We start from the raw sequence: 12878 nt of genomic DNA on the forward strand, positions 1-12878 counted from the left end.
TCATGATGGTGTGCAGTTTCGTTTACTTCTTACTTGATTTTGCCGAGTGTACACGATAACATATGTTCTAAATAAGAGTGATAACCATTATCAAAGTGTGTAAGTCTAAGAGAAGAGGGTGACCGTTGTGTCCATTGCCAAAATCATTCGAGAGCGCCGCTCTATTAAAAAAGACTATAAACCAGATACTGTGTCCGAAGAGCTTGTTCTGGAGCTGTTGAATGACGCCGTATACGCGCCAAACCATTGTATTCGTGAGCCATGGAGATTTATGTTTGTATCTTCAGAGAAAAAAGAAGCGTTTGTCGAGAAGTTGATCACCTGCTATCCGCCAGAAGCCCATCAGGCGCGCAGAGACATGTACAACCAGCCAGCAGCTTATTTGGTTGTTATTATGAAAGAAGATCCGCGCCAAAAACAATGGGAAGAAGATTTCAGTGCGACGGCTGCTCTCATTCAAAACTTCCAGTTGCTCGCATGGGAGCGTGGACTAGGCGTCGTCTGGAAAACAAACGCGCACAACTGGGACCCGAAGGCACACGCTATTTTGGGTGTTGCGCCAGGAGAGAAAATCGTTGGTTTCCTGCACCTCGGTTTTTTCGATCAGGAAAATGTACCAGCAGCACGCACACGCACACCTGCCGAAGAAAAGTTCACTCGGTTCGAATAAACGAAAAAACGAGACCATTCGAGGGTCTCGTTTTTTTGTAACTACTTTGCTGCGGCTTCCTGTGCGATGACTTTTACCATACTGGAAATGATTCCTAGATGGATGGACTCGTGCATGAGGGCAAAGTTAAAGACTTCTCCTACCGTCGTAAACTGGAAGGGACCCATTGTAATGGGGGCAGGCAAAGCTGCTTCTAGCTGCTCAGGGGTGACGGAGGCCAGCAGATCTAGCTGTACGGACAAGTAGTGAATCAGTTCATCTTTCGAGGGAGGTGCAGTCGTCCAGTCAGAAGGCTTCGTTCCCGTCTGAAAAAGAGTAGCGTAAGAAGCGGGCAGGTCAGATTGGTAAGGCAAGCCGATGGACAGGAAATGCTGAAAACAAAAGACGATATGCCCGATATTCCAGCGAAGTGTATTTGAAAAAGCGGGGGATTGAACATCCAATAGCTCCTCAGGAATCATGGGAATCTGCTGCAGACCAATTTGACGAACGGATGTGGCAGAAGTGATCATGCTTTGAGACATGAGACAAAACCTCCCTATTATTTTCCTATGATTGACAGCGCTCTTACCGTCATCTAAAGTGTACGTCGAAGGGGAAAACGCAACAATCATGCTTTTCCGATTAGAATGATTAGTAAAAATGATCATGGGCGCAAGGGGTGAAGCAATGGAGCTCAGGCAATTGGAGTATTTTATGGCAATATGTGAGGAAATGCATTTTTCCCGGGCCTCAGAAAAGCTATGTACCTCTCAGTCCAATCTCAGCCAGCAAATCAAGTTTTTAGAGAATGAGCTGGGTGTCCCGCTGTTTGACCGCTTGGGCAAGCGAATCACGCTGACAGAAGCAGGAAAGGTATTGCTGGAACAGAGTCGGCATGTTTTTTCCCATATCGACTACGCACGTGAAGCAATTGCAGCCATGAAAAACAACGAAGGGGGCACGCTCACGATCGGTGTCCTGCCTGGTGATGCCGATTTGTTGTTTGATGCTCTTCTTGTAGAATTCCACCGCTTGTATCCGAAAACATCCTTATCCGTCATAGAGTCTACACGAATCGTGGAGCAAATCACATCCGGCGAGATTGATTTGGGCGTGACGGTGTTACCTGAGCCGGATGAGAGAATCACTGTCATTCCGCTATTTCACGAAGAGTTCGCGCTTGCCGTTCATCGCGCACATCCACTCGCCAAGGAAAAGGCAATCAAGTTTGGGCAGCTTCAAGATGTAAAAATGGTGATGTTTCCGCCGGATCATCAAGCGAGACAGCTCATCAATCGCTATTGCATACAGGAAGGCTTTCGTTTGCAGCCTCATATCGAAACAACTACACTCCAGTCTCAATTGAGTCTTGTAAAAAAGGGGATCGGGGGCTGTCCTGCCTAGCTTACTGCTGCAAAACGTAAACGACGACGAGATTGCGATCATCAATCTCTTGCATCCGACACCCAGCCAAGACATCTGTCTGGTTTATCGCAAGGACAAATATATGGGGTTCGCCGCTCGTACCTTCATCGATACGCTACAAGCGTATATTCAATCGGCCATCGACAACGCCCAGGCTTCCGCCATCAATAATAATCACTCGTAAGATTTTCCTTTCCTTGGTAAAATAAATGCATATCATGACGAACAGTACGATCTGGTCGATGGGAGGAAGTTCACATGCATCCAAAAAAAGTCCCCCGTTAATCCCGAGGTCCTCCATTCATGTATTTGTGTCAGCTCACCTCTAAAAATATCAAGGGAGATGTACGTAAATGAACATGAATGGACCTGTAAAAACGTCTCGAATTGAACGATTTCAAACCTGCCAAGAAATTGCTGCGAGATTGCATGACGTGTACAAAGAAAAGATTCTGGCCATTGGGGTGTATGGTTCTATTTCTCGTGGGACAGACGGCCCTTATTCGGATATCGAGATGTTTTGTGTACTAGAAGAAACAGGGGAAGAAATAGAATTTAGCTACGAATGGTCAGCGGGACCTTGGAAGGCGGAAGTGAATGTGTGCAGTGCAGATGTTTTGCTGAACACTGCGTCTACTGTCGAGGATGATTGGCCGCTGACACATGGCCCATTCTTTTCTCCGCTGAGTCTGTACGATCCGAAGGGCTTTTTTGAAACGCTCAAAAAAGCAGCGGAATCACCGTCGCAGGAAGAGTTCACAGAGAATATCAACGGTATTCTCGTAGGGGAAATGTACGAGTTTATTGGCAAGTTGCGAAACGTAAATCTAGACGGCCCACATACCTATCTGCCTTACTTGGCTATGGAGTTTGCCCAATATGGTGCGATGTTGATCGGGCTGCATAACCGAAAGCTGTACTCGACAGGGGCCAAGGTTTTTCCAGAAGCGCTGGAATTGCCGCATCGCCCGGCTGGATACGATCAGGTAGCCAGATTGGTAATGGCGGGGGATCTGACTGATCCAGTAAAAATCGTTACCGCTTGCGAAGCATTCTGGGATGGTCTCCAAGAGTGGGCTGCACAGCATCACTATGTGATTCATTCAGAGCGAATTCCTTTTTAATGGATAAAAAACAAATGAGACCCCTTGTACGTAGGGGTCTCAACTTTCCAAGAAAGCCTTGCTTCCTAGCGAGGCTTTTCTTTTTTGCTTACTCAACTTTGCCGCTCAAATGCTCATGAATGAGTTTCCATTCATCTGTCTCTGTTTTCGTGAAAATATTCGTGGCTCTGCCACTTCCCTTGACGAATTCCCCGTTGTAATAGCCTTGGTATTGATACGTATATAAACAGCTAGCGGATCTTTGATCGACAGCAATCCACTGGACATCCGTAGCCGCATAGACTTCATCCTTGATCAAATGCCATGCATTTTCAAAGTAAGCGCGGATCTCACTCATGGATGTACAAGTCTTGTCGGAAAACCAGTAAATAGCATTCGGATGAAGCACTTTCTCTACATTGGCAAAGTCATGTGTATTAGTAGCATCCATATATTGCGCGAACGCCTGTTTATACCCTTCCACAAATGATCCCTCTTCCGCTGAAAATGGTCTATTTATCCATATTTTATAGGTTTGCGGCAAAGAAAAAAAGCCCGCCCGATGTAGAAGGGGGCTATTCGGGCGGAAATGGAGGACGTAATGTCCATCGTAGGGTCTGACACATTCATGATAGTTGTCTGATGTTAAGGAAGAGTAGAGAGAACATGAAGCATTTGTTAATTTTTAGGTTTTTTATAAATGCCGAGGGGCAAGCACCCGTTTTTTTTCTTTTTGATTGCGGGAATAGACAGGCATCCATACAGGGGAGATGCGACTGTCATAAGCTGAATGCAGTACTGATCCTTGCCAGCAGGTCGGTGCTTCCATCTGATCTCAATGAGAGGAGGAGAGAAGATCATGGGTTGCAATCGCGATGGTTTCGGCTTTTTTGGTGGCGGGTTCATTTGGATTCTCATTATTATTTTTCTAGTGATTTGCTTCTTTGATGATTAAGGTACGATTGCAAAGAAAAGACTCTGTGCTCTTATACGAGAGACAGAGTCTTTTTTCTGGTTACTACTTCAAATGCTGCAAAAACTGACGTGTGCGTTCCTCACGCGGCTTTGCGAACAAATGGGAAGGGGTATCTCGCTCCACGATGACGCCTTGGTCCATGAAAATCACCTCGTCGGCTACTTCACGGGCGAACCCCATCTCGTGCGTGACGACGATCATTGTCATTCCTTCCTGGGCTAGCTCCTTCATCACCTTCAACACTTCGCCAACGAGCTCTGGGTCGAGAGCGGAAGTAGGCTCGTCAAATAGCATGACTTGTGGGTCCATCGCTAGTGCGCGGGCAATCCCTACGCGCTGCTGCTGTCCGCCAGATAACTGTGCAGGAAAATGGTCCAGCTTGTCACCGAGACCAACCTTTGTCAGGAGAGCAGCGGCTTTCGCACGTGCTTTTTCTTTGTCTTCTTTTTTGACAGTGACGGGCCCCTCCATCACATTTTCAAGGGCTGTCATGTGCGGGAACAGATTGTAGTTTTGAAACACCATTCCGGTTTGCTTCCGTAGCTTCGGAATACTTGTTCTCTCTACTTTTTTGGAAAAGTCCAGCTTGACGTCCCCGATCTGGACGCTGCCGCTGGTCGGAACCTCAAGTGCATTCAGGCAGCGAAGCAAGGTTGTTTTCCCAGAGCCAGAAGGACCGATGATAACGACTACCTTTCCTTTTTCCACCGAGAGGGAAATGCCTTTGAGCACATGTAAGGTGTTGAATTGTTTATGCACATCCGTGATCGTAATCATTCGTTTTCACCTGCTTTTTAGACATAACGGTCCAGCTTGTTTTCGATGCGATCCTGGATAATGGAGAGTACGAAGCAAATCACCCAGTAGATAAGGGCCGCTTCCGCATAGACGAGCAACGGCTCATATGTCGCAGCAACGACTTCTTGGGCTTTGCGAAACATCTCCGGTACGAGAACGACCGAAGCCAGCGATGTATCCTTGACCAAACTGATAAACGAGTTGGACAAAGGAGGAATGGAGACCCGAGCTGCCTGAGGGAGCACGACCCTGCGCAGTGCTTGCCAGTAGGTCATTCCCAGAGAGTAGGCTGCTTCCCATTGCCCTTTTTGAATGGACAAGATCGCGGCACGTACTACCTCGGAAGAGTAGGCACCGACGCTGAGAGAGAAGCCGATGATTGCCGATGGTATCGGATCGATCATCAAGCCGATGCTCGGTAAGCCATAAAAAATGATGAACAATTGGACTAATAAAGGAGTACCGCGAATGATCGATACATAAAAGCGGGCGATGCCAATCAGCGGCTTAATGCCGGATAGTCGTGCCAGCGCAGTGAGAACGGCAAGGATCAGACCAATGAAAAAGGCAGCGATGGCGATTGTTAAAGAATAGAGCAAGGCTCCTTTCAACAGAGGAAGAAAGGAGCTTTGCGCGATATCGATCCATCGGTTCAGGCGTTCTGGGTTTTCAAAGAAGCTACTTAGAGACATCTGCACCAAACCATTTCTCTGATATTTTTGCGAGGGTACCATCTTTCGTCATGTCATCCAGTGCTTTGTTGAATGCATCAACCAGCTCTGTGCTGCCCTTGCGGAAGAGGAAGCCGTTTTTCGCTACGTTCGGATCTTTTGCGATAATTTTGATCGGAACATCAGGCTTTTGCTTCATGAAGTCTAACAGGGAAATCCCATCGTTGATCGTAACGTCTACACGCTTGGAAACAAGCAGGTCAATCGCTTGGTTAAAGCCTTCCACACCGACGATTTCCGCTCCGTTTTTCTTCGCGATATCTGTGAGGTTGCTCGTCAATGTTTGCGCTGCCTTCAGACCTTTAATGTCCGCAAAGCCTTTTACGGTCGTGTTGTCTTTATGGGTCACAAGGACTGCTGTGGAAACGGTATATGGATTGGAGAAATCGTATTTTTCCTGACGATCAGGGCGAATGCCTACCTGATTCGCTACGACATCAAAGCGCTTGGAGTCAAGTCCAGCGAACATGGCATCCCATTGTGTTTCTTGAAACACAGGTTCGACGCCGATGCGCTTCGCTACCTCTGTCACGACCTCCACATCATAGCCTGTCAGCTTGCCAGACTGATCGTGGAACGTAAAAGGCGCGTATGTGCCCTCGGTTCCGATCAGCATTTTACCGTCAGCTTTTACTTTTTCCAACAAGTTTTGTTCTTTTTTCTCTTCTGTTGGGGCAGGAGCGGCACTATTTTGCGGCTGTCCTGTTGAAGACGACCCGCAACCTGCCAATGCGACTAACAGAGTGGAAGCGAGAAGGGAAAATAATAGTTTTTTCATAAAGTAACCCCCACTAAACCGATGTGAAATTGAATAGGATCATACTAAAAGGGACAGACAATTTTGTCAACGAGTTTTCCTCGATAAAGGTTTTCTTCATGAGTAAGGATTACTTCGTGATATCCTCGCCGAACCATTTGGTGGAAATTTTGGAAAGGGTACCGTCCTGCTGCATTTCATCGAGCACCTTGTTAATCGCGTCAGTTAGTTCTGTGCTTCCTTTACGGAACATGAAAGCGGTTGGTTGACCCTCTGTATTTTTGGCCACGACTTTGATTGGCGTATCCGGCTTTTGCTTCAGGAAATCAAGCACCGACAAATTATCATTAATCACAACGTCCACGCGTTTTTGCGCGATCAGGTCAATCGCTTGATTGAAGTTGTCTACACCGACGATTTCTGCTTCATGGGAGCGTGCGAGATCAGCGTAGTTACTGGTCATGGATTGTCCGGCTTTTAAGCCTTTAATATCCTTGAAGTCTTTGACGGTGTTATTGTCCTTGTGCGTAACCAAAACCGCACGGGAAATCGTATATGGCTTGGAGAAATCGTATTTTTCCTGACGATCAGGACGGATTCCTACCTGATTGGCAATGACGTCAAAGCGCTTGGAGTCGAGTCCCGCAAACATGGCATCCCACTGGGTTTCCTGGAACACAGGCTCTACACCAAGTCGCTTGGCAACCTCCGTAATTACTTCCACATCATAGCCAGTCAATGTACCCGACTGATCATGGTACGTAAACGGAGAGTATGTACCTTCCGTACCAATGACGAGTTTCTTCTCGGCTTTCACTTTTTCCAGCAAATTTTGCGAAGCTGCTTGATCAGCAGGCGGAGTCGTATTATTCGGCTGAGAAGGAGAACCGGAAGTGCTGCAGCCAACCATTCCCAGTAGTAGACAAGAGAGCAAGGTAGAAAGAATGACTTTTTTCATGTTGTAATCCCCTTTATGTTAATCGGATTTCATGGATTCATAGTAGTGGTCGTTCATGCCTTTGTCAATCTTTAAATTACTAAATCCTATTTGATTACTTTGAATTGAGGTTTATGCCGCTGCGGTGAAGAGAAGAATATTTCCAGTCTAGGCTCCAGGCTACGTCCTGCTGGGGGTAAAGACTGTCCGCTCCGAAGGGATTCGCGGGGAAACGCAAAAGTGGTAGCCGCTACGTCGCGTGGGCACGGTTGCGTTTCTTTTGCCCGCAAATCCCTTCTCCGCTTGGTTGGACTCCACAAGTCGCTACGTCTGGAAATATTCTTCTCTGTCGTAACTGATGACATTTCTTCCATTCTTTTAAATCTCTAAAAGCCTGTTTAAACACGGAAAGCTTCGTAGAGGAAACAGGAGAAAACAGCGAAGATCTTTGGTACACCGACCTAGACGGAATGCAAAAAGCGAAACACGCCTTTAAGCGTCCACCTCTGAAATACATCCTGAAAGGACCACTTTGGACGCGGTTTCGCTTTTTGCATGGAGGCGGGCAGTTCAACCCCACAGCGGGTGGGACAAGAATCTGAGCGTTTTCTCCTGTTTCCTCCCCACCACTACAGTACCTTTACACTTTTTATCCCTTTTAAGTTTCTCCATTCAGGCAGTAGCTATGTGCAAGAGACGAAAACTTGGAGCAGAAGAAGAGGTTGAGGTTCCCCGTCAAGAAGCGTACAATTAGTACGAATTGAAAGGCCTACAAGCAATGACGTGCTTGTTCTTCATAGGAGAGCGCACCGACAAAAGGAGTCAATCAACATGTTAAACGACTGGCGTATGTATACAGATGGAAGTGGAATCGAGCAAAAGCATGTAGCCTGGCATGAAGTGCTGAAGGAAATCGCTCAATTGGATGGAGTAACCCGAACGTTGGTTCACGCAGCGTATGGAGACCATGTGGATTTAGTCGTAGCAGGCGGGAACAACGGCAAAGTATTGGTGCAATGGAAAGAACACGAGCCGGCTGAGCAGCACTTTGTCCTTGCGGCAGACAAGCAATCGGCGGTGATGTCCACACTCGTCATTGAGGGTAGTGAGGTTGCCTTTCCCCTTTCCTGGTGTGTTCCGCTTGAGCAGGTTGTTCCCTTGTGCGGGGATTTGCTCCGAACATGTGAAAAAGGGGAGCCGACAAAACTCGAATGGCTTCCGGTAGAAATGTAGGCAGGAGGGCAGCATGGAACTACAAACGTTGCAGCAGTCCATCCTCATCATGGCCGTCATCATTGGGATCGGTAGCTTAATCGGCTACCGACAACCCTTGACTACGGACTCACGCCAACTCGTCATCACGATTATTATTAACGTAGCCATGCCGTGCATTATTTTAGACGGGATCTTTCAGACAACCATTGATCAACAAATTTTATACCAAATTTTTGCAATATTCTTCATTTCTATTATCCTGAACTGCTTGGGTATTTTCATCGGCTGGTTAGGTGCGCGTGCTCTTCCGCTTCCTGTGAAAAAACGCCGGGAAATCGCGCTCTTGTCTGGCTTGGGGAATACAGGCTTCATCGGTTTACCGCTTTGTGCGGCATTGTTTGGGCCAAAAGGGGCACTTTTGGCAGCGATTTTTGACGCAGGTGTGGATGTTGTGCTATGGACAGTAGGGGTGATGATGCTCCAGGAAAAAGGAAGCTTTTCCTTAAAAGGGCTCAAGACACTCATCAACATCCCGATGATCGCGATTGTATTTGGACTCGGTTCTGCCATCATCGGGTTTGTGCCGCCTGAGCCTGTGAAGCAGCTGTTTGGAACGCTGTCCAAGCTCGCCTCTCCGCTAGCCATGATGTATATTGGTATGCTCTTGCCGATGTTTTTGCGCAACAAACCGCAAGTATCCTTGAAGCTTTTGAGCATGCCACTCACGTTTAAACTAGTTGTTTTTCCGCTGATGACGGCGTTTCTTTTGTCCGTTTTTTCAATCGACAGCGATATCGTCAGCGTTTCCCTTGTGCAAGTAGCAATGCCCACCCTGACATTGGCCTCGATTTTGTTCGGGCGTTATGCGGCGGATGAGGAGATGGGTGCCATGACGACGGTTTGTTCCACCTTGCTGGCGCTCTTGTCCATCCCGGTTGTTCTGGTCATGGGAAATTGGCTTTTGCACTAATCCCTCACAAATCTCAGTCATAGTGAAACGAATCAGAGGTAACCTATGTCTAACAAGTAAAGAATGACGAAAATGATGATTAGGGATGGAGGAACAACAATGAAAGGCAAATCGATTTTGGCTGTTGCCCTGACACTGCAAGTGTTGGCGGCTTATCCGGTGCAGGCGGCAGTGACTAGCACACCACAAACAACGACAAATGCGATACTGGTAAACGGAGAGCAATCTTCCTTGGCAAAAGCACCGATTCTCGTCCAGCAGCGTACCTATGTATCTGCCGAGGATGCGAGCCGGATTTTAGGAGGCACTTGGAAACAGGATGCAACGAATGGAGAAATGAAGCTGGCAAAAGGGACGCTGACGTTCCAACTCGTTACAGGAAAAGTAGCGTTGAATGGCAAGTGGCTGTTAGATGGGCAGGGCGCAATCGTGCGTGACAAGCAAGTGTATGTGCCGTTGAGATGGATGGCAGAGCAGGCCGGACATCAAATCACGTGGAATGCCGAGAAAAAGGCGGTGGAAATTGTGATGGCTGGGGAAGAGAGTGCCTTTACGCTTGTCGATGCCGATAAGCTGACAGAACAGGAACGTACGTTTATTGAATCGGTAAAAGAACAGCAAGGCATTCACAAGCAGGGAGATCTTTATGTCATCGCACGCGGGTCCTCACCGAATCCTGGCTACGGACTGCAGGTAACCAAAGTCGAGCAGAGCTTGGAGCAGCTTTTTGTGTATGTCAAACAAACGCAACCTGAGCCGGGCAAAATGTATCCGCAAGTGATTTCCTATCCGTATTTGGCGGCAAAAGTGAAGCTGCCACCTTACACAACGATTACCTTTCTAGATGCAGAGACGAAGAAGCCGCTGTTCCCCACAGAGGGCAACGGAAGCCGATAAATAAATCGAACAAACGACGCAGAGGGCCTGCTAACGAGGAGAACGTAGCAGGCCCTCTTGTTTTTATGTGACTCCTGATGTAAGATTATGGTTGTGATTTCCTATCCCTTGAGAAATGGAGGTGTGTGTACGTGTCCGGAACTCTTCAAGCATGGTTTGTGGTAGAAACTTCCAGTATGACGCATGATTTTACATTCAACGGGACCAGTCTGTCCTTTTTTGCGCATACAACTGAACGGAGTTTCCATAGGCGTACCATGCATCGATCAGGGGCGGTTTGTTCTTGTCTATAATGGGTAACTGACGTAAGGTCGGTCCCTTTCACGATGCCGCAGGTAATGGCCTGCGGCTTTTTTGCGTCCACTCGTACGTGCGGTGTGGTCTCAAAATTGTGCCGGGGCCACCAGGAAATCCATTATTTTGAACCGTTACCAACATTTCGAGGAGGAAACAATCATGATTATTGTCGCGACACAGCAATTGCAGAAATCGTACGGAGCTGATCCGGTTTTACAAGATATCACATTGGAAATCAAAGCTGGAGAACGCGTCGGGATCGTCGGACCGAATGGAGCAGGCAAAACCACATTGTTCAAGCTGTTGGCAGGTATCGAAAGCCCTGATTCTGGTGAGCTTTTTCGGGCAAAAGGAACGATATGGGCGTACCTGCCGCAAACGCCGAAGTATCCGGCGGAGTGGACGGGGGCGGATGTTGTAGCCAGTGCTTTTGTGGATGTCATCAAGCTGCAGGAGCAGATGCGCGAACTCGAGCAACAGATGGGTTTGCTTTACGAAAATGAACAAGAGCTAAACCGCCTCATGCTACGGTATCAAAAGCTGCAAGATGAATTTGAACAGCGGGATGGTTATCAGTGGGAGACGAAAATGACCCAGGTGACACAGGGCTTGGGAGTTAGTTCGGAGCTGTTAGCGACACCTTTTGCCCAGCTCAGTGGTGGGGAAAAGACGAAGGCTGGCCTTGCAAAGCTACTCTGCCAACAAAGCGATGTTCTGCTCTTGGATGAGCCGACCAACCACTTGGATGTGGAATCGATGGAGTGGCTAGAGGAGTTTTTAAAAAATTATCAGGGCACAATCCTGATCATCTCCCATGACCGTTATTTTTTGGATGCGGTCGTCACGTCTGTCTATCATGTGGACGGAGGGGAAGCCGAATTTTATATCGGTAATTACAGTGCATTCGCTACGGAGCGTGAAGAGCGCTTGCTGCGCCAGTTTGCCGCTTATCAGGAACAGCAGAAACAAATCAAGAAAATGAAAGAGACAATCAAACGGCTCAAGGAATGGGGCAATCGCTCCAATCCGCCGAACGAAGCCTTTCACCGAAGGGCAAAAAGCATGGAAAAAGCGCTGGCCCGGATTGAACGTATCGAGCGACCGAAAATGGAAGCGGATCGCATGGGCTTGCAGTTTATGAAAACCGACCGAAGCGGGCAGGATGTGCTAAAAGCGACGGGGGTACAGAAAGCATTTGGCGGGAAACAGTTGTTTGCGGACGCTAGCTTTTTATTGCGCTACGGGGAGCGAAAAGCGCTGCTTGGACCAAATGGCTGCGGTAAATCCACGTTGATTCGCATGCTGCTGGGAGAGATTGAGCCAGACGCAGGTACGCTCAAAATTGGCAGCAGCGTAAAGGTTGGCTACTTGTCACAGCAAGCTTTGGAAGGGGACCAAAACCAACGTCTGATTGACGTTTTCCGCGAGGTAGCCAGCGTGACGGAGCCGGAAGCACGACATTTGCTGGCGCGGTTTATGTTTTACGGCGAACAAGTTTTCAAGCGGATCGGGCAGTTGAGCGGCGGAGAGCGGATGCGGCTGCGCTTGGCCCAAATGATGCATCAGGAAATCAACCTGCTCATTCTGGACGAACCGACCAACCATCTGGATATTGAAGCGCGAGAAACATTGGAGGAAGCCTTGGCAGATTTCCGAGGGTCGTTGTTTATCATCTCGCATGATCGCTATTTCCTGCAGAAGATGGCAGATGGTGTGTTTTGGGTAGAAAATAAGCGACTGGTTCACGATGTGGGTTCCTATCAGGAAGCAAGGGAGAAGCAAAAACAAAGGATGGCTGCTTGTGCGGGTAAGCCAGAAGAAGAAATAGAGCGAAAGCAGTCAGTAGTCAAACAAGTCCAAGAGACGGCCGTGACGAATGCGACAGCAAAACGTCCAAATCCTTACAAACTAGCAGAGCTTGAACAAAAAATAGCCTCGTTAGAAGGAAGAAAAGGCGAACTGACGGCCTTGCTCCAAAGTGAAGGGGCTGATTACGAGCAGTTAATGGCTTGGCAACAGTCGATTGACCAGGTACAGCAGGAGATAGAGGTAACCTTTTCAGTTTGGATGGAGCTACAGGAACAGTAGGCTGCGATAAAAATAGCACCGCCAGCAACTTG

13 protein-coding genes and 1 pseudogene are annotated in these 12878 nt (G+C 47.9%); 7 read left to right on the forward strand and 7 right to left on the reverse strand.

The window, feature by feature from the left end; genetic code table 11:
* The first annotated feature begins 118 nt into the window (after positions 1-118).
* Positions 119-670: a nitroreductase family protein gene (locus ODZ53_RS22980; protein ID WP_372680316.1), complete on the forward strand. Its 552-nt coding sequence runs from the start codon at positions 119-121 to the stop codon at positions 668-670.
* 41 nt (positions 671-711) lie between these two features.
* On the opposite strand, the gene ODZ53_RS22985 is transcribed toward ODZ53_RS22980, so the two are convergent.
* Positions 712-1194 carry a DinB family protein gene (locus ODZ53_RS22985; RefSeq protein WP_087346193.1) on the reverse strand — a complete coding sequence of 161 codons (483 nt, stop codon included), beginning with the start codon at positions 1192-1194 and terminating at the stop codon, positions 712-714.
* 145 nt (positions 1195-1339) lie between these two features.
* On the opposite strand from ODZ53_RS22985, the pseudogene ODZ53_RS22990 reads away from it, so the two are divergent.
* A pseudogene (locus tag ODZ53_RS22990) lies at positions 1340-2261 on the forward strand (LysR family transcriptional regulator).
* Here the strand turns inward: ODZ53_RS22990 and ODZ53_RS22995 are convergent.
* On the reverse strand, positions 2193-2345 hold the full coding sequence (locus ODZ53_RS22995; protein ID WP_372680519.1) for a hypothetical protein: 153 nt from the start codon (positions 2343-2345) through the stop codon (positions 2193-2195). The pseudogene ODZ53_RS22990 and the gene ODZ53_RS22995 sit on opposite strands and share 69 nt — an antisense overlap.
* Positions 2346-2430: 85 nt before the next feature.
* Between ODZ53_RS22995 and ODZ53_RS23000 the strand changes: the two genes are divergently transcribed.
* Entirely contained in the window at positions 2431-3201 is a 771-nt protein-coding gene (locus tag ODZ53_RS23000; RefSeq protein ID WP_372680318.1) for an ANT(4')-I family aminoglycoside nucleotidyltransferase, read from the forward strand.
* An 88-nt stretch (positions 3202-3289) separates the two neighbouring features.
* On the opposite strand, the gene ODZ53_RS23005 is transcribed toward ODZ53_RS23000, so the two are convergent.
* From ODZ53_RS23005 to ODZ53_RS23025, 5 genes are all read right to left on the reverse strand, one after another.
* Positions 3290-3664: a YybH family protein gene (locus ODZ53_RS23005; protein ID WP_372680320.1), complete on the reverse strand. Its 375-nt coding sequence runs from the start codon at positions 3662-3664 to the stop codon at positions 3290-3292.
* 534 nt (positions 3665-4198) lie between these two features.
* Positions 4199-4933, reverse strand: a complete 735-nt coding sequence (locus tag ODZ53_RS23010; RefSeq protein WP_015892560.1) for an amino acid ABC transporter ATP-binding protein — start codon at positions 4931-4933, stop codon at positions 4199-4201.
* A gap of 17 nt (positions 4934-4950) precedes the next feature.
* Complete coding sequence (locus tag ODZ53_RS23015; RefSeq protein ID WP_015892559.1) at positions 4951-5646, reverse strand: amino acid ABC transporter permease; 696 nt, start codon at positions 5644-5646, stop codon at positions 4951-4953.
* A complete protein-coding gene (locus ODZ53_RS23020) occupies positions 5633-6463 on the reverse strand; it encodes a transporter substrate-binding domain-containing protein (protein ID WP_199927944.1) in 831 nt (276 codons plus the stop codon). Before ODZ53_RS23020 ends, ODZ53_RS23015 begins: the two co-directional genes overlap by 14 nt.
* A gap of 109 nt (positions 6464-6572) precedes the next feature.
* A complete protein-coding gene (locus ODZ53_RS23025) occupies positions 6573-7400 on the reverse strand; it encodes an amino acid ABC transporter substrate-binding protein (RefSeq protein WP_173607447.1) in 828 nt (275 codons plus the stop codon).
* An 810-nt stretch (positions 7401-8210) separates the two neighbouring features.
* Here ODZ53_RS23025 and ODZ53_RS23030 point away from each other — a divergent pair.
* The 4 genes from ODZ53_RS23030 to abc-f all read left to right on the forward strand — a co-directional run bounded on the left by ODZ53_RS23030 (position 8211) and on the right by abc-f (position 12846).
* Positions 8211-8612, forward strand: a complete 402-nt coding sequence (locus tag ODZ53_RS23030) for a hypothetical protein (protein WP_016743057.1) — start codon at positions 8211-8213, stop codon at positions 8610-8612.
* Positions 8613-8625: 13 nt separating this feature from the next.
* Entirely contained in the window at positions 8626-9564 is a 939-nt protein-coding gene (locus ODZ53_RS23035; RefSeq protein WP_372680323.1) for an AEC family transporter, read from the forward strand.
* 99 nt (positions 9565-9663) lie between these two features.
* On the forward strand, positions 9664-10461 hold the full coding sequence (locus ODZ53_RS23040) for a stalk domain-containing protein (protein WP_372680325.1): 798 nt from the start codon (positions 9664-9666) through the stop codon (positions 10459-10461).
* Between the two features lie 456 nt (positions 10462-10917).
* The gene (gene abc-f / locus ODZ53_RS23045; protein WP_372680327.1) at positions 10918-12846 is read left to right on the forward strand and encodes a ribosomal protection-like ABC-F family protein; all 1929 of its coding nucleotides are present in this window, start codon (positions 10918-10920) and stop codon (positions 12844-12846) included.
* Positions 12847-12878: the final 32 nt, after the last annotated feature.

Source organism: Brevibacillus sp. BD137 (assembly GCF_041644655.1).
In the GTDB taxonomy this organism is placed as follows: domain Bacteria; phylum Bacillota; class Bacilli; order Brevibacillales; family Brevibacillaceae; genus Brevibacillus; species Brevibacillus brevis_D.

Excerpts from the sequence above, each read along its gene's own strand:
- ODZ53_RS22985 (WP_087346193.1), bottom strand. The coding sequence starts at position 1,194 with ATGTCTCAAAGCATGATCACTTCTGCCACATCCGTTCGTCAAATTGGT.
- ODZ53_RS23000 (WP_372680318.1), top strand. The coding sequence starts at position 2,431 with ATGAACATGAATGGACCTGTAAAAACGTCTCGAATTGAACGATTTCAA.
- ODZ53_RS23010 (WP_015892560.1), bottom strand. The coding sequence starts at position 4,933 with ATGATTACGATCACGGATGTGCATAAACAATTCAACACCTTACATGTG.
- ODZ53_RS23015 (WP_015892559.1), bottom strand. The coding sequence starts at position 5,646 with ATGTCTCTAAGTAGCTTCTTTGAAAACCCAGAACGCCTGAACCGATGG.
- ODZ53_RS23020 (WP_199927944.1), bottom strand. The coding sequence starts at position 6,463 with ATGAAAAAACTATTATTTTCCCTTCTCGCTTCCACTCTGTTAGTCGCA.
- ODZ53_RS23025 (WP_173607447.1), bottom strand. The coding sequence starts at position 7,400 with ATGAAAAAAGTCATTCTTTCTACCTTGCTCTCTTGTCTACTACTGGGA.
- ODZ53_RS23030 (WP_016743057.1), top strand. The coding sequence starts at position 8,211 with ATGTTAAACGACTGGCGTATGTATACAGATGGAAGTGGAATCGAGCAA.
- ODZ53_RS23035 (WP_372680323.1), top strand. The coding sequence starts at position 8,626 with ATGGAACTACAAACGTTGCAGCAGTCCATCCTCATCATGGCCGTCATC.
- ODZ53_RS23040 (WP_372680325.1), top strand. The coding sequence starts at position 9,664 with ATGAAAGGCAAATCGATTTTGGCTGTTGCCCTGACACTGCAAGTGTTG.
- abc-f (WP_372680327.1), top strand. The coding sequence starts at position 10,918 with ATGATTATTGTCGCGACACAGCAATTGCAGAAATCGTACGGAGCTGAT.